Origin of the sequence: Metabacillus kandeliae (assembly GCF_021166585.1) — a bacterium.
GTDB classification, from domain to species: Bacteria; Bacillota; Bacilli; order Bacillales; family Bacillaceae; genus Metabacillus_B; species Metabacillus_B kandeliae.
Genome location: NZ_JAJOZE010000004.1, coordinates 55,282 through 70,756, shown reverse-complemented (window position 1 = coordinate 70,756; position 15,475 = coordinate 55,282). Strand labels below are relative to the sequence as shown.

Genomic DNA, 15,475 nt, shown 5'->3' with positions numbered 1-15,475 from the left:
CACGCTTCCCGGGATTTGTTATGTTTATTGGTCTTTAGACAGTTCCATTGCCTTTTTAAAATCTTTATACGAAGAGGATTTGCCGTACATCAGCACACCGCCCTTGTATATTTTCGCTCCAAAATAGGCGAGCAGAAAGATAAGGACAAGCATGAGAATAATGGAAAGCCCCACTTCCCAGAACGGCACATTCAGCATCCCTACCCGCAAAAACATAATCATCGGCGCGAAAAACGGGATAAAAGAAGTAGCTGTAATAAAAGGGGCTTCAGGAGCGCCAAGACCGAACATGGCGATCATAAACGCAGCGACGATAATAAACGTCATTGGAGAAACCATTTGCTGCACATCCTCGATCCTTGAAACAAGCGAGCCAAGAAAAGCGGCAAGTGTCGCATATAAAAAGTAGCCGAGCAAAAAGAACACAACACAGTATATAACCGTTGATAGAGGAATGTTTGAAAAGCTGAAAAAATCTCCTCCAAGCGATTGAAGCTTTTCAGCATTGGCCTGGACAGAGGAATATCCGACAATCAGAATCAAGGCAAGCTGTGTTACACTCAGCAGTCCGATCCCTAGAATTTTCGCAAACATCTGCTTTACTGGCGATACGCTGGAAATCAAGATCTCCATTACGCGAGATGCTTTCTCTGTTGCCACCTCCATCGCAATCATATTTGCATACATGATCACAGAGAGATAAATGACAAACAGCATCACATACACCAGCCCTCTTGCCTGGTTCAATTCTTCTTCAGATTTCGCATCCTTCTGAAGGGCGGTCTTTTCCATTGCGGCAGGCTGCAGCAATTTCTGGAGCTGCGCCTGATCCAGCCCAAGCTGCCTTGTTCCCATCTCCATTTTCGTCTGCTGCAGCGCCTTCTCAAGATTGCCAGAAACCGTGGAATCAGCAAGAGAAGCTGCTTTGAAGGAGGCTTTCGGCAGGCCGTCCTGATCACTTGTCAAAACGAGATAGCCGTCAATTTCTTCTTTCAGCACTTTTTTCTTTAAATCTTCCTCAGAAGAATCAGAGGCCGTAAGCTTCAGATTTTTATCCATCAATGCCGCGTTTTTTGCAAGGGAAGAAAAAGCGCCGCTGTTCTGATCAATGACGGAAATGGTTGTCGTACTTTCTTTATTGAAAAAGCTAATAATATTGGAAAGATTGCTCACGGCAAAAATCAAAAGCATGCTGATCACCGTTGACACAATAAACGTTCTTGTTTTCAGCTTTGTGAGATACGTGTGGAATAGCACAATCCAAAATTTATTCATAAGCCGCACCCGCTTTTTCTATGAAAATATCATTCAATGAAGGTTCTTCCAGCTCAAACTTCCGCACAAAGCCGGCGGTAGAGAGCTTTGAAAAAATGTCCTTCGCCGCATCCTCCCCAGTGATCTGCAAAGCAACTCCTTCTGACGTTTTCCTCGATTTCACAACACCCGGGTGGTTAAATAGGAAATCCAGGCTCCCGTCAGCATGAATCACAAGGTTCTTTTTCCCAAAAGATCTCTTAATTTCTCTGAGAGACCCATGCACAACAGGCTTTCCTTTATGTAAAATGCAGAGATAATTGCAAAGCTCTTCCACCTGCTCCATCCGGTGGCTTGAGAACACAATCGACGTTCCCTGCTCCTTCAGCTCCACAACTGCTTCCTTCAGCATTTCCACGTTAACCGGATCAAGGCCGCTGAAGGCTTCATCCAATATCAGAAGCTTCGGCTTGTGCAGAACAGCTGTGATAAATTGAATCTTCTGCTGGTTTCCTTTAGACAGTTCCTCTACCTTTTTGTTCGCGTATTCAGGAACCTTGAATCTTTCCAGCCAATATTCCATCTCTCTGATGATGCTTTGTTTGTCCATCCCTTTCAGCCGGCCGAGATAGATCAGCTGATCCTTTACCTTCAGCTTCGGATACAGCCCCCTCTCCTCAGGGAGGTAGCCGATTTGATCGCTCAAACCATAATTAATTTCATGGCCCTTCCACTTAATATTGCCTCCGCTTGGATTCAAAAGGCCGAGTATCATTCGGAACGTCGTTGTCTTCCCTGCTCCATTCGCGCCGAGAAAACCGAAAATTTCTTTTTCAGGTATATCCAGCGAGAGCTGATCGACCGCTGTAAACTGGCCAAACCGCTTTGTTACGCCTTCTAATTGCAAAGCCACATCTGTTCCTCCTCTTTTGTTCCTCTCTTTAAATTATAATGCAGGGCGTCAGAGCGCAATACCTTTTACAAAAATGCCCAAAAATAAATTTCAGCAGGAATTTTGGCAAAACTTATCGAAATATAGCTGGAGTAGCAGGGACATCAGAAGGAGGAACCAGAATGGGACGATATTTTTTAACGGTATTTGAAAAATCAGGGGAAAAGCTCCTCGACGAAAGCTTTGAAGCAGCCTCTGAGCAGGAAGCAAAAGAAATCGGAGCGCAAAAGCTTGAAGAAAAAGACTATGCCAAAAAAACGAATCGCTGCGTCAATGACGCAGGGAAGCTGATTTTGTTTGAGAGATGATGGGAGATTTAGAGCCCGGCCTGTTCCTTTTGGGATTGGGCGGGTTTTTTAGTTTATGGGTGAGACATTATGAGGCGTGTGCTTTTATAGTTGCATATATTAAAATGTTTCTCTTTAATTTGGCTGCTGATTTCCGTTGCAGGCGTCCGCTTTCCGCGGGGCGGGCGGTGAGCCTCCTCTGCGCTTCGCGCCTGCGGGGTCTCACCTGTCCCGCTGCTCCCGCAGGAGTCTCCCGCCTGGAACGTAGATCAAAAGGTGCGGAAAAAACAGTATTCTTCTTTAACATAGTTTTATGGGAGTCCGCACATTAATTCCTAAAGCTGCAAATTTAAAAGGGAAGCCGCACGTATTCATCTAAACCAGAAAATAAGGGCCACTATCCCGCATTTAAATTTCTTAAAGCTGCAAATAAATTTCAAAAACTTGCATATAAAAATCCTAAACCTGCACTTAAAATCTTCAAACCTGCAAATAAACCCGTTAACCCGCACGTATTTAGGGTGTATTTGAACACATTTGCTAAAAAAATGCGTTCAAATGCCTCCTTTTACGCAAAAAGAGCCCCGCATGAGGGCTCTTTCGCATCATTTTCCTGTAAATCTCGGCTGGCGCTTTTCCATGAAGGCTTTGATGCCTTCCTGGTGATCGGCGGTCTGCCTCATGCTGAACTGGCCGTCATGCTCTTTGGCCAGCATGCTTTCCAAAACAGATTTATATTGATTGGCATAAATAAGCTTTGTTTGAATCAAGGCTTTGACCGGTTTTTCCAGCCACTCCTCGATTTTCCCTTTTACTTCCGCTTTCAGGTCGTTTCTGACAAGCCTGTCCACAAGCCCCATGTCGTAGGCGGATTCTGCAGTCAGCCTTTCACCGTTCCAGATAAGCCGTCTCGCTTTAATTTCGCCGAGTCTTCTTGCCAGGAAGAAGTGCCCGCCTCCATCCGGGATAAGCCCGATGCCGATAAAGTTCATAGACAATGTGGCTGTCTGGTGCGCAATCACATAGTCGCAGGCTAATGCAAGACTGAAGCCGAGTCCTGCCGCAGGGCCGTGGATTGCGCTAATTGTGAGCTTTGGAAAGGTATAGAGGGTTACAGCGATGCCGCTGATGAGCTTCATCACGGGTGAGAAAGCTTTAGGATCCATATTGCTCAGCATCGTTTTAATATCGCCGCCTGAGGAAAATCCTTTGCCGCTTCCGGATAAAACGAGCACATCTGCTGTGCTGTTCTTCACTTCCTCAAGTGCCTCAGATAATTCCTGCAGCATCTCGACATTCATGGAGTTGATGGATTCAGGCCTGTTCAGTTCAATTCTTGCGACTCTGTCTTCATATGTAAGATTAATGGTGTTCACTCTGGACTGCCTCCTCTTTTGCACGTTTACCGTTACAGATTTCGATAGGGGGAGCAGGTTCTCCTCCCTTATGCTAGAAAAACTTCATGTGCTCCTTACTTTTGCGGTAGTAATCAAGACGGTCTTCCAGCGTTCCGGTGTGAAATTCAAACTTGTGCCCGTCTGGATCCGTAAAATAGATGGATTTCCGGTCTCTTTCATCCCGTTTTCTGCCCGGCAAGATATGAACGTTTAAGCTCTTTAATTTTTCTGCCGCCCGATCGAAATCTTTTTCTTCTATAGAAAATGCAAGATGTGTATAGGATTCCCAAATTTCGCTCCGCGGAATATCCTTTTCTTCATTTAATGCAAGCCAGATTCCGTTCACATCAAAATAAGCCGTTTTCCGCCCTTGCACAAGCAATTTTGCATGGAACACCTTTTGATAGAATGCCATGCTTTTTTCCAAATCAGAAACAGAGAAAAGCAGATGATTGAGTCCTTTTATTTTCATAACAGCCAGCCTCCTATATGAAAAACCCCGCTCAAGAAGAGCGGGATTCTGCGATTCGGAACAAGTCCTTCAGCTTGTCTATTTTTGCATGGGTGTAATGCTTGTAGTTATCATTATAGGATTTAGGATCCTTTGGATTGGCAAAGTGTTCGATTTTCCCTGTGGCAGGGTCGATGAATTTGCTTGCCGCGCCGCAGCCGAGGCCGATAATGGTTTGAAGCTCTTCCATGATCATGATGTTGTAAATGCTGTCCTGGCCTTCAAGCGCATAGCCGACGTTTTCCAGGTTGCCGAGAATGTTTTTCTGTCTGTACAGGTAATACGGCGCGTAGCCGTTCTCACTTGTCCATTTGACGGCTTCTTTCATCATTTCAGTAATTTCTTCGCGGCCTGCTACCTGGTATTTTTTCTTGTTTTTCGTCATTTCAGAGGCCCGTTTAAAGGAAAGCGTATGAACGGTCAGCGATTCCGGCATCAGCTTTTTTGTTTCAGAGAGGCTGTGATGGAACTCTTCTGTTCCTTCGCCTGGAAGCCCTATGATGAGGTCCATGTTGATGTTTTTCATGCCGTGCTCTCTGGCAAGCTTGTATTTTTCAATCGTTTCCTCAACCGTATGATGGCGGCCGATCGCTTTCAGTGTTTCCTGTGTATACGATTGCGGGTTAATGCTGATCCGGTCAATCTGATATTTTTTCAGAACCTGCAGCTTTTCAGGAGAGATGGTATCAGGCCTTCCCGCTTCGACGGTTACCTCTCTAATCCTTTTCACATCAGGGAAAGAACTCATCATTTCTTCGTAGAGCATATCCATTTCCTCTGCTGTTATGCTTGTCGGAGTGCCGCCTCCGTAATAGATCGTGGTAATTTTAATGCCGCTTTCATTCAGAAATTTGCCCATTTCCTTCATTTCATAATGCAGCCCGCCGAGGAATGAATCAACTGACCCCTGGCGGCCGTTAATGGCATAAGCCGGGAAGGTGCAGTAGGCGCATTTTGTCGGGCAAAAAGGAATGCCGATATATAGGCTGACTTCATTCTGCACGCTGTACAAGTCAGGAACAGCTTTCAGCTGGCGGTCGACAATCGCCTGCATGAGTTCAATTTTTTCGTCCTTTATCAAATATTCTTCACGCAGCTTTTCATGGGCCTCTTCCTTCGCCATCCCCTGCTGCAGCATTTTATGAAGCAGCTTTGTCGGGCGGACGCCTGTCAGGATTCCCCACTGCTGTGTGATGCCGGTATATTCCTGCAAAAGAAGCAGGTAAACGTAAGAGACTGTCTGCTTTATTTTTTTGAAGCGTTCTTTTTCCGTCATGGAGGCTGGAAGGGCGTTTTCGTGCCCGGCAGAAATCTCCGCTGTCCGGATGAACCCGCTGACTGTTATGGAATCTTTATTTTCCTGCATGAAAAATTCGGCTTCTAAATCAGCCCCACCTTCTCCAAGCAAAAGCTCTGTTTCTTCAAAAAATAAATTCGATATATTCTGCAAGGGGCGATGGAAACGGTCATCATTGATTCCCTTAATTGTAATGCGCAATAGGATCACCTTTTGTTAGTATTTCAAAACTTCCTTAAGTGTACTGAAGTGACTGCTTATGGTCAATAGAGGCTCTCTCTGAATAGAACTTTTATCCTTTCGGAAAAATAAGCTGGCATTCTTGAAAGGAGAGAAGAGCTATGCGCTACATACAGCCGGGCTTCGCGGAGGGAAACTTTGAAGCATTTTCTGCCGTCCACATCATCACGCTGGTGTTCATTCTTTTACTGTGCATGCTGCTCTATTTTTTTCGGAATTTTCTTCGCAGCCGGCTGTTCCGTTATGTGCTTGCTGACCTCCTGCTTTTTTCGGAGCTGAGCTACCAAGTATGGCTATTGGCTTTTCATAAATGGACGCTTGAGAACGGACTGCCCCTGCAGCTGAGTGATTTAACCGTACTGCTCGCCGCTGCCATGCTTCTTTCAAAGAACCGGATATTGTTTCAATTTCTCTTCTTTGCGGGCATCGCAAGCTCTGCTCAGGCGCTTCTTACACCAGATCTCGGCTCTTATCATTTTCCGCATTACCGATATTTCGAATTTTTCCTTTCGCATGGTGGCGTCTTGCTGGCTTGTTTATATATGATGTTTTCGGAAAAACTGCTGCCTTCCCTTCAGTACCTCTGGTACAGCATTCTCGCTGTCAGCCTGTATGCCTTCTGTCTCTTTTTCCTGAATAAATGGCTGCAGACCAACTTCCTTTACTTGATGAAAAAGCCAGAAGGCGCCTCGCTGCTTGATGTTCTTGGCCCTTGGCCATGGTACTGGATATCAGCGGAGGCGGTCATGATCGCAAGCTACTTTGTCCTGTACGGTTTTTCAGCATTGTTTCAAAAAACAGAAAAACTGCCCTAAGGCAGTTTCAGTCTGTTTTGATTTTATCGAAAAAGCCAATGCGGTGCTGCCGTCTGAAGTGTTCTTTTATCACATAGGCAATACCTGACTCATCATTTGATCTTGTGACCCAGTCTGCTGCTTTTTTCACTTCAAACGGGGCATTTCCCATCGCTACGCCAACCCCTGCTTCAAGGAGCATATTGATATCATCAGGTGCATCGCCGATCGCAACGATTTCCTCCGGCTTCACCCCAAGGTGGGAAGCGAGAATCATCAGCCCGTTTTCTTTTGATACGCCTCTTGCCGTAAGCTGCAGCTTATATGGGGACAGTTCTGTTAAGACAACCTGCGGAAAAGCTTTTGCAATTGTGCTGTATGCATTGTCCTTTTCGCTGATGTCTGAAAAAACAACCTCCATCTTTGGGGCGGAAACCGGTTCGTCCATTAACGCATCCCCAAGCGATTCCACATATTGCACAGGGTAAAAAAGCGGTTCGCTCGTATTCATGGAAGTGCTTCCCGCCAGATTGCCGGACACTTTTTTTCTGTTACCAAGCGAATAGCGCTCATGGACGACCCTGATATGACAGTCATAGTTTTCAAGCACCTGCACAAGGTTGAAGGCTGTTTCTTCCGGCAGCCTTTTTTCATAGAGGGGATTATCAATAGCAGAGGAAACGAACGCCCCTCCGTGTGTCACATATATGCTGTTTAATTTTAAAGCTCTTCCAAGCTTTCTGGCAGATTGAAAATGACGGTTGGTTACAAGCGTCACGTAAATGCCTTTCTTTTGGACAAAATCAATCGCTTCTTTTGTTGCCTGATGAAGGCGGCCGTTTGAACGCAGCAGCGTTCCATCTATATTCAGCGCGAGCATTTGATAAACCACGTTAGGCTCCCCCTTCTCCTGATGACTTTCTCCATAAGAAGATATGTCCCTCTAAAAGAAGATAGAACTGTCCGCAGAAACGATATAAGGGCTGGTGCGCATCCGTGCGCCCAGCCCTCTGTTTGAATACCCCTTGTCAATCGAATTCTCCCAAATCCATGCATCGCTTTCATCAAACAGATCCCCACCTGCTCTTAATGAAAGCACTTACATCAGTATAATCCCTTTTTCGTTTGCTGTCATCATCTATTTTTCAGGAGATTACTGGTAAGGGTTTTTCATATAGGCTTTAGAGAAATTTCCAAGGCCAGTTAGAAAAAGGTATATTTCAGGAGAAACCGTCTGGGAAAACTCAGTTTTGCTGCTGCATACCCGAATTTTGATTCCCCACGCTGTAATCAGCAAAGTGAACCAGCAGCCGGATTTTCATTCACTGTCCGCTTTCATCAGTTTACTGGCGGAAATGAGGAGTTTACTGTCCAAAATGCGTGTTTAACTGGCGGATTTACTGAGTTTACTGTCCAAACTAAGGGGTTTACTGTCCAAGAAGAAAACCAGTTCGCAAAATTCAATTTCACAGCCACAAAACTGAATTTTACCGCCACACGCTAAGATCAGCTAAGTGAACCAACAGCCGGCTTTTCATTCACTGTCCGCTTTCATCAGTTTACTGGCGGAAATGAGGAGTTTACTGTCCAAAATGCGTGTTTAACTGGCGGATTTACTGAGTTTCTGTCCAAACTAAGGGGTTTACTGTCCAAGAAGAAAACCAGTTCGCAAAATTCAATTTCACAGCCACAAAACTGAATTTTACCGCTCGCTCCCTATCCCACACCAAGATCAGCAAATTCAACAAAAGAAAAACCCCCGCTCTAAAGAGCGAGGGCTATATTTTCTTTTGTTAACCTTCCATACTTCCATAAAGCTCTTCAAGAGGCTTCATGATCACGCGGTTAAGTTCTGAGATCATCATGCTCATGCGCTGTTCCGCTTCCATGAGGCGGGAAATGGTTGGATGCTGCTGCACTAGAGCAACGGATTGCTGAGCCTGGTCCACTTCCTGCTGGGAAATTTCTTCCCCTTGCATTTGTTTTTGCTGCAGGTTCATCTGAATGTTTCGGAAATTGTCAAACATTCCTTTGGCAGATTCGTCCGCATTCACCTCATCATAAAGCTTTTTCAGCTCAGTGTACTCGCTGCTATTACGGATGCCGCGCTCCAGTTCCATAGCCGCATCATTTAAATTTTCAGCCATTTTATAGCCTCCTTTTTCTTGCTTAGTATTTTCACACACCCTCCACTATAACAGACTATTCTTCATTTATCATGCTCACTCCCTTTTTCGCATTCTCTCACCAAAGCCCAGACAGCGGCATACCATGCTATATCAGCGATCGCCCAGTTTTTTTAAGGCAAAATGGGGTCTGACTATATGAAGGAAGAAAAGGTGTATGTCTCAAGAACAGAGCAACAAGAGCAGAATGCGATTGAAATAAGCAGCAGTCTTCATAAAAGACTCAGGCTGCAGCAGGCAAAAAACTTAATTGGCGTAAGGCTTGGCAGGAATAGTACTGCTTCTGGATTCGTAATTATAGACGGGGAAGGTTTACAGCTTAAACTGCCGCCGGAGAAAGCAATGGAGCTGGTTTTGCCTGAGGAGGAGCTTGCTCTTTCCATCTTATCCATATCGGAAAATCAGGTAGTTCTCGGACCCGTGCTTGCTGTTTTGACTGAAGTGAGAATAACAGATGATCAGGCAGCATTTGGCAGCATTCATGATTTTTGCCATGAGCTTGAGGCGTATTGCCGGAAAAAAGGCTGTTTCTTTTATGTTCTTTCTTCCGCTGGTCTGACTTTTGGCAGCGGCCCTTTATCCGGCTATGTGCTAAAGGAAAACCAATGGATCAAAAGCGCCGTTCCTCTGCCTGATGTGATCTACAACAGAATGCATTCCAGACAGAAAGAGCTGAAAAAACTCAGCAGTCTGACTGCCAGCAGCATTCCCTTTTTTAACCGCCGATTTTTAAATAAATGGGAGGTGCATGAAAGGCTGTGGGAAATCCCGCATTTGCGGCCGTACCTTCCTGCCACAGAACAGCTTACCACAAGAACCGGTCTTGAAGCCTTTCTTAGAGAGCATAAAGATGTGTTTATTAAGCCTGTTTTTGGAAGCCAGGGAAAACGGATATTCAGGGTTTCAGAAAAAGAACAGCTCTATCATCTTAAATACACCACTTATTCAGATGAATTCAAGCAGTCCTATCATGGATTCAGCGAGCTGCTCCAGGCTCTTTATCCGCGGCTGCGAAAAGAACCGTTTATTCTGCAAAAAACGATCAGCATTGCTTCTTTTCAGTCGCGTCCGCTTGATTTCAGGGTGCTCTGCCATAAGGGAGAAGATCATGGCTGGAAAGCGACTTCCGTTATTGCCCGCGTCAGCGGTGAAAATCAGTTTGTGGCAAATCTCGCACAAGGCGGAAGGCTCTATCCTCCCGGAGAAGTGCTGGAACAGCTGTACGGCACCAAAAAGGGCGCTCAATTTAAAAAGCTCTTAAAGGAGATCAGCATTGAGATTTGCGAACATTTGGATTTGGCAGCAGAAGGCTTTTACGGTGAATTCGGCATTGATCTTGCCATTGATGACAGTGAGAGGCTCTTTATGATCGAGGCGAATGTGAAGCCGTCCAAAAACGGGGAATACCTGCCGGGCATAACGGCTGTCAGGCCTTCTGCCAAGGCGATTGTACACTATTGTCTTGCATTAAGCCGTTTAAATGAGGAGTGATCAGCATGAATGAAACGTTTGGGTATATGACCGTGCACCCTGAGCATGAATTATCACTGTCTGAAGAGCTTGGAAAGCGGTGCAGCGCCTACGGTTTGTCGCTTTTCCGCTTTTGTCCGCTTGATATTGATCCTGTCAGCCTGCAGGCAAAAGGAAAAAGATACAAAAACGGCGGCTGGGAAAATACAGAAGAGCCCATTCCTTTCTATATTTATGACCGCTGCTTTTATGGAAAAGGAAGCCGCTCGGCAAAATCAAGGCCGATCACGGAATGGCTGAAAAAGCATCCTGAGCGTGTGTTTTTAGGCAAAGGACTGCCGTCCAAATGGGAGGTGCATGAATTTTTAAGCAGCCATCCCTCCCTTTCGTTTTATATGCCGGAAACGATTAAAATCACTCACTTTGAACAAATTTCCATTTTTCTATTAAAAGAAAGAGCCTGCTTGCTGAAGCCTGCTCAAGGGTCACAGGCGAGAGGAATTATCGCTGTCAGAATGAAAGGCAGAAGCATTGAGATCACTTATCATGCCGGCAAAGACCGAAAAACGAAATCTTTTGCAGGAATGAAAGATTTCGAAAAATGGTTTAATGCTTACTTAAAGCAGTCAAGGCTCACATATTTGCTGCAGCCTCTTCTTTCTCTTCAAAATAAAAACGGCTATCCGTTTGATATCAGGACACTCCTTCAGAAGGATGAAAACGGAGAATGGCAGGTCAGAGGAAAAGGAATCAGAAGCGGCTATCAGGGCTCCTTTGTCTCAAACCTCGGCAGCGGCGGCGAAAGCTCTTCCTTCCAGGAATGGATTGAGACCTATCCAAGGAAAATGCAATATTTGATTAACGATGAACTCGACACCATCCTGCGCACATTGCCGGAAGCGATGGAAGAGCGCTTTTCTTCGCTTTTTGAGCTCGGCCTTGATATCGGCTTTTCCAAAAACGGTTCGCTCTGGATTCTTGATGTTAATTCCAAGCCGGGGCATAAGCTGATTCTAAAAGGGGCTCCTGAGCAGGCAGAAACGCTGCACTGTGCGCCTCTCGCCTACTGCAAGCACTTGATGCAGGCAAAAAATGCGGCAAAGGATGGTGTGCCGGAGTGAGCGGAAGACTGGAAATTTACGCTGCTGAACAGAAGCAGGGAGTGATCATTCTTCCCCCTTCTCTTGCGGCAGCTGTCACATTTATTGCATTTGGCACCTTTATGCTGCCCTGCAAAGCAGTAAATTCAGGCGTTGAGGACGGCAAAATCGGCATCAGCCAGGATCTCATCAAGCGGATGAAGCTGCCGTCCCTTGGCAGAACGAAATTTTTCTGTCATGAAAATATCCTTTACCTCGGCCCGCTCGTCGGCATTTTTACAGCGGGTTTTACCGAATCCCTTCTCAGGCCTGTTGGCGAGCGTTCGCTGTTTTTTGCAAAAATGCTGGATTTCAACCAGACGGAGGGCATGTACAGCTTTGTGTTCGGCGCCCATCAGATTCTTTGGGAAAAAGGAACGGTGAAAGGACTGTTTTACGATGAGAACGGATGGTGCGAAAAAGAAGTGCCATTGCCGAATGTCGTGTATGACAGGCTTCCAAACCGGAAGGCAGAAAACCACCAGGCTTTAAAGAAAGTAAAAAACAGGCTGACGAAGGACTACGGTATTCCATGGTTTAACCCGGGCTTTTTCAACAAGTGGGAAATTCATACAATGCTTCATAAGATCCCTGAATCTGCCGGTTATTTGCCTGAAACATATCTTGCCCCTTCAATTGATGTGATTGAAGACATGCTGGATCAATACGAAAGTATTTACTTAAAACCGGCCAATGGCAGCCTTGGGCTTGGCGTATTTCAAATTTTCAAAGACAAGGAAGGCTTCTGCTACTCCCGCTACAGAGATCAAAATCATCAAAACAAGCTGAGAAAGTATCCGACGCTTGCCCATTTTTTCAAGCATTCCTTTTTGCACCGGAAGCTGAATGACTATCTCATCCAGCAGGGCATCAATCTGATCAAGCTGAATGACCATCCTGTAGACTTCAGGGTGCATACGAATAAGGATGAATATGGCAGCTGGAAGGTAACGGCGATGGCAGCAAAGGTCGCCGGCAAAGGAAGTGCCACAACGCATATAAATAACGGCGGCGCAGTTAAAACCCTTGCAGAGCTTTATTCTGAAAAGGAAAAACGGGAAGCAGCAGAAACATCGCTTTCAGCGGCGGCCAATCTTCTCAGCGGGCTGATTGATGAAAACCTTCCGGGCTTTATCGGTGAAATCGGCTTTGATTTTGGCGTTGACGCCGCTGGAAAGGTGTGGCTGTTTGAAGCAAATTCAAAGCCAGGCCGGTCGATTTTTTCTCATCCGGCGCTGAAGGATGAAGATCTGCTTTCCAGAAAGCATTACATGGAATACGCCTATTTTTTAACGAAAAAAGCGATCCTGTCGCCAGAGGAGATCATCCAATGAAAAAACAGCGGCATCCAGTTATCGCCATTCTGGCCGGTGAAGCAAGAAACAAAGACTCTATGCATTTTTGCGGCGACGGAGCGTATTTTAAACAGCTTCAGGAAAGCATTCATAAAATGGGCGGACTTTGCTATGTGATGACGCCTAAAACCCGGAAAGACGAGTCAGGCTTCCTCTACTTTCCTGTCTTGAAAAAATGGGCCTATGCCAAGGTTCCGAAGCCAGATGCCGTCTATGTCCGCATCCCCGCACGGAAAGAGGAAGATGGAGAAGCGTGCAGGGAATGCCTCATATCCCTTAATGAAGAAGGAATTCTTTGTTTTAATGCTTCTTTTTTTCATAAATGGGAAACGTGGAAAACCCTTTTTGATGTTCCTGCACTTATGCCTTTTCTGCCTCAGACAGCTCTGTTAACAAGCAGCGGGCAATTGCTGCAGTGGATCCAAATTTACCGCTCGGTTTATTTAAAGCCGGCCTCCAAGAGCAAAGGCAAAGGGATCATGCGGATCACGCAAACAGGCAGCCATTACTATATGGAAAGCATTAAGGAAAAAAAAGGGCCGTTTCTTTTCAATGAACTGCTGAACGAATGCCGCCCGCTGTTCAAGGAACAGACGCTGCTGCAGCAGGAAATACAAACAGACCTGTATGAAGGCAAAAAATACGATCTTCGCGTACTATCCGTTTTTAACGGGGAGTCTTACAACCTGACAGGCGTCGGCATCAGGCAGTCAAGCAGCCAAAGCGTCACGACCCATGTGCCGGCAGGCGGCAGGCTTGTTTCGGCAGCGCTTTTAGAGGACCGAATCGACAGTGTTGTGCTTGAGAAACTTGTGCAGAATATCGGGGCTGCCCTTTCGAAGCAGTACGGAGAGATCGGGGAATTTTCGGCAGATATCGGCAGAAGCTCTGACGGCAGGTACTGGATTTACGAAGTGAATGCAAGACCGATGACATTTGACGAAAAAGATATTCAATCAAACAGAATCAGCCAGCTAACCTCCCTTTTTGCCAAAACGGCGGCAAATCCCAATAAATTCCTAAAGGATTCTCCCTCTCCTTCTCGTATTTAATAAGGAAAACGAAGAAGGAGCTAAAACGGCAATGATTACACATTTCCAATGGAGCCCGCTGTACAAAAAAGCGGCTCTTCCCGGCTGGCGGATTTCTTTTTATTTCAAAGGCACGCATTATGACGGCATTTATCATAATAACGGCCGAATTGAATGGGGAACCCAGGCGCCTCCGAAGGATAACGAGGATCTCATTCTCTCCCAGATCCAGGATCTGATGCTTTACCACGTGTATGAATGAGGGAAAAGGCATAAACTAAGTCCACTTCTTACATCTGGAGGCTGGCATGGATCAGAAAAAAGATACCCTCTATGAGGGCAGGGACAAAGCGTATCTTGATATTGACCGAATGATCAATGAAGGGCTCTCCGGCGGATCTGTTCACAAAGGGCTGGACAGCGCCAATATTGAGGAAGCGCGGGATCTGGCGGATGAAGAGCCTCCGCATACCGTGAAAGAATAATGATAAGGGGCAGGTCTTTTCCAAGACGGCCTCTTTTTCGCTATAATAGAGGAAAAGGTCACTGATTTGCTTTAAAGGAGTTTATTTTATGCTGGAAAAGCTATTAAACAAATACAAGCATGCCTTTATCAAAGGCTATCATCCTGAAAGAGACGGCGTTCTGTGGCTTTCAACAGATGAAGGCGAAAGCTTCGGCCTCCTGAAATCCGCCCTTTCCCCTTCTGAAACAAAGCTGCTTCAGGCCTTGTTCGCTTCTAAAGGGCAGGAACAGTTTCTCAGCCAGACGGAAAAAGCCTGGCACCAGTTTCTTTTTCAAAACGGGCCTTATCCAGGCAGTGAAAAAGGCAGCGGCGTCCGGTTTTATTACTTATACATAAAGGATTTAGTCGACAGGGAGGCATTTGCTGAAGCGCTCCATGGTACGTTTGAAGAAGCAGCCGCGATCTGGAGCGGCGCCCATAGAGTGATACTTGCTGACTCTAAAGCAGGCGGAGCAGCAGATATTGATGCCATCCGGCAATTTTCCGACACGCTGACAAGCGACTTTTATGCGGAGCCTTCCTTTTTGATCGGCCAGCTTCATAAGCCAGGTGAAGGATTAAGCGGAAAATTCGAGAGGGAATTTGCTTTTTCTGCCGCCATTCACGAAATCGGACGAAAAAAGCTCATGACCTTTTATGAAGCTCTGCCAAAGGTGCTTCTGGCAAGACCGGGACTTGTCGATGCGGGGCTTCTCTCTGATTATTTTCTGGAGTCCATAGAGGATCAGGAGATTGTGGACACATTGAATGTCTATATGGCCTGCAACCTGAATGCCTCTTCTGCTGCAAAAAAGCTGTACATGCACCGCAACAGCTTTCAGTACAGAATTGACCGTTTTATTGAAAAGACGGGAATTGATATTAAACAATTTACGGAAGCTTCTGCTGTTTATATGATTCTTGCGGGGATTGATCTGCTGGCGCCTTGAACGCGCCAGCCTTTTTTTGTGCGGATGCACGAAAACCCTTTCATTTTTTTGTGCACCTTGTCTATACCCTCTTTTTACGATATTCGATAAACTTAAGCTTAGATAAA

The 15,475-nt window shown here is 45.8% G+C and carries 16 protein-coding genes; 9 read left to right on the top strand and 7 right to left on the bottom strand.

Features of this window, described 5'->3' with window-relative positions:
* Window positions 1-24: 24 nt before the first annotated feature.
* Window positions 25-1,275 (bottom strand): ABC transporter permease, encoded by a 1,251-nt coding sequence (locus tag LRR81_RS11365; protein WP_231789496.1) that lies wholly within the window; start codon window positions 1,273-1,275, stop codon window positions 25-27.
* Complete coding sequence (locus tag LRR81_RS11360) at window positions 1,268-2,167, bottom strand: ABC transporter ATP-binding protein (protein ID WP_231789495.1); 900 nt, start codon at window positions 2,165-2,167, stop codon at window positions 1,268-1,270. Before LRR81_RS11360 ends, LRR81_RS11365 begins: the two co-directional genes overlap by 8 nt.
* A 161-nt stretch (window positions 2,168-2,328) precedes the next feature.
* On the opposite strand from LRR81_RS11360, the gene LRR81_RS11355 reads away from it, so the two are divergent.
* Window positions 2,329-2,514 carry a YhzD family protein gene (locus LRR81_RS11355; RefSeq protein WP_231789494.1) on the top strand — a complete coding sequence of 62 codons (186 nt, stop codon included), beginning with the start codon at window positions 2,329-2,331 and terminating at the stop codon, window positions 2,512-2,514.
* Between the two features lie 584 nt (window positions 2,515-3,098).
* Here LRR81_RS11355 and LRR81_RS11350 read toward each other — a convergent pair.
* From LRR81_RS11350 to LRR81_RS11340, 3 genes are read right to left on the bottom strand one after another with little or no spacing between them, the layout of a single operon-like run.
* Window positions 3,099-3,893 carry an enoyl-CoA hydratase gene (locus tag LRR81_RS11350; protein WP_231789493.1) on the bottom strand — a complete coding sequence of 265 codons (795 nt, stop codon included), beginning with the start codon at window positions 3,891-3,893 and terminating at the stop codon, window positions 3,099-3,101.
* A 49-nt stretch (window positions 3,894-3,942) separates the two neighbouring features.
* Window positions 3,943-4,362, bottom strand: a complete 420-nt coding sequence (fosB, locus tag LRR81_RS11345) for a metallothiol transferase FosB (RefSeq protein ID WP_231789492.1) — start codon at window positions 4,360-4,362, stop codon at window positions 3,943-3,945.
* A gap of 31 nt (window positions 4,363-4,393) precedes the next feature.
* Window positions 4,394-5,899: a coproporphyrinogen III oxidase gene (locus LRR81_RS11340; protein WP_231789491.1), complete on the bottom strand. Its 1,506-nt coding sequence runs from the start codon at window positions 5,897-5,899 to the stop codon at window positions 4,394-4,396.
* A gap of 140 nt (window positions 5,900-6,039) precedes the next feature.
* On the opposite strand from LRR81_RS11340, the gene LRR81_RS11335 reads away from it, so the two are divergent.
* Window positions 6,040-6,753, top strand: coding sequence for a YwaF family protein (locus LRR81_RS11335; RefSeq protein ID WP_231789490.1), 714 nt, complete (start codon window positions 6,040-6,042; stop codon window positions 6,751-6,753).
* A gap of 7 nt (window positions 6,754-6,760) precedes the next feature.
* On the opposite strand, the gene LRR81_RS11330 is transcribed toward LRR81_RS11335, so the two are convergent.
* Both LRR81_RS11330 and LRR81_RS11325 read right to left on the bottom strand, forming a co-directional pair.
* Complete coding sequence (locus LRR81_RS11330) at window positions 6,761-7,624, bottom strand: Cof-type HAD-IIB family hydrolase (RefSeq protein ID WP_231789489.1); 864 nt, start codon at window positions 7,622-7,624, stop codon at window positions 6,761-6,763.
* A 901-nt stretch (window positions 7,625-8,525) separates the two neighbouring features.
* Window positions 8,526-8,879: a YlbF family regulator gene (locus LRR81_RS11325; protein ID WP_231789488.1), complete on the bottom strand. Its 354-nt coding sequence runs from the start codon at window positions 8,877-8,879 to the stop codon at window positions 8,526-8,528.
* 177 nt (window positions 8,880-9,056) lie between these two features.
* Here LRR81_RS11325 and LRR81_RS11320 point away from each other — a divergent pair, with 177 nt between their 5' ends.
* From LRR81_RS11320 to LRR81_RS11290, 7 genes are all read left to right on the top strand, one after another.
* On the top strand, window positions 9,057-10,409 hold the full coding sequence (locus LRR81_RS11320; RefSeq protein ID WP_231789487.1) for a YheC/YheD family endospore coat-associated protein: 1,353 nt from the start codon (window positions 9,057-9,059) through the stop codon (window positions 10,407-10,409).
* Window positions 10,410-10,414: 5 nt separating this feature from the next.
* Window positions 10,415-11,509, top strand: a complete 1,095-nt coding sequence (locus LRR81_RS11315) for a YheC/YheD family endospore coat-associated protein (RefSeq protein WP_231789486.1) — start codon at window positions 10,415-10,417, stop codon at window positions 11,507-11,509.
* The gene (locus LRR81_RS11310; RefSeq protein WP_231789485.1) at window positions 11,506-12,861 is read left to right on the top strand and encodes a YheC/YheD family endospore coat-associated protein; all 1,356 of its coding nucleotides are present in this window, start codon (window positions 11,506-11,508) and stop codon (window positions 12,859-12,861) included. The genes LRR81_RS11315 and LRR81_RS11310 overlap by 4 nt, the downstream gene beginning before the upstream one ends.
* Window positions 12,858-13,934, top strand: a complete 1,077-nt coding sequence (locus LRR81_RS11305; protein WP_231789484.1) for a YheC/YheD family endospore coat-associated protein — start codon at window positions 12,858-12,860, stop codon at window positions 13,932-13,934. The genes LRR81_RS11310 and LRR81_RS11305 overlap by 4 nt, the downstream gene beginning before the upstream one ends.
* A gap of 31 nt (window positions 13,935-13,965) precedes the next feature.
* Complete coding sequence (locus LRR81_RS11300) at window positions 13,966-14,175, top strand: YheE family protein (protein WP_231789483.1); 210 nt, start codon at window positions 13,966-13,968, stop codon at window positions 14,173-14,175.
* 46 nt (window positions 14,176-14,221) lie between these two features.
* Entirely contained in the window at window positions 14,222-14,398 is a 177-nt protein-coding gene (locus LRR81_RS11295) for a hypothetical protein (RefSeq protein ID WP_231789482.1), read from the top strand.
* A gap of 88 nt (window positions 14,399-14,486) precedes the next feature.
* Window positions 14,487-15,368, top strand: coding sequence for a helix-turn-helix domain-containing protein (locus LRR81_RS11290; RefSeq protein ID WP_231789481.1), 882 nt, complete (start codon window positions 14,487-14,489; stop codon window positions 15,366-15,368).
* Window positions 15,369-15,475 lie beyond the last annotated feature (107 nt).

Coding starts and splice junctions, on each gene's coding strand:
- LRR81_RS11365 (WP_231789496.1), bottom strand. CDS start 1,275: ATGAATAAATTTTGGATTGTGCTATTCCACACGTATCTCACAAAGCTG.
- LRR81_RS11355 (WP_231789494.1), top strand. CDS start 2,329: ATGGGACGATATTTTTTAACGGTATTTGAAAAATCAGGGGAAAAGCTC.
- fosB (WP_231789492.1), bottom strand. CDS start 4,362: ATGAAAATAAAAGGACTCAATCATCTGCTTTTCTCTGTTTCTGATTTG.
- LRR81_RS11335 (WP_231789490.1), top strand. CDS start 6,040: ATGCGCTACATACAGCCGGGCTTCGCGGAGGGAAACTTTGAAGCATTT.
- LRR81_RS11325 (WP_231789488.1), bottom strand. CDS start 8,879: ATGGCTGAAAATTTAAATGATGCGGCTATGGAACTGGAGCGCGGCATC.
- LRR81_RS11320 (WP_231789487.1), top strand. CDS start 9,057: ATGAAGGAAGAAAAGGTGTATGTCTCAAGAACAGAGCAACAAGAGCAG.
- LRR81_RS11315 (WP_231789486.1), top strand. CDS start 10,415: ATGAATGAAACGTTTGGGTATATGACCGTGCACCCTGAGCATGAATTA.
- LRR81_RS11305 (WP_231789484.1), top strand. CDS start 12,858: ATGAAAAAACAGCGGCATCCAGTTATCGCCATTCTGGCCGGTGAAGCA.
- LRR81_RS11300 (WP_231789483.1), top strand. CDS start 13,966: ATGATTACACATTTCCAATGGAGCCCGCTGTACAAAAAAGCGGCTCTT.
- LRR81_RS11295 (WP_231789482.1), top strand. CDS start 14,222: ATGGATCAGAAAAAAGATACCCTCTATGAGGGCAGGGACAAAGCGTAT.
- LRR81_RS11290 (WP_231789481.1), top strand. CDS start 14,487: ATGCTGGAAAAGCTATTAAACAAATACAAGCATGCCTTTATCAAAGGC.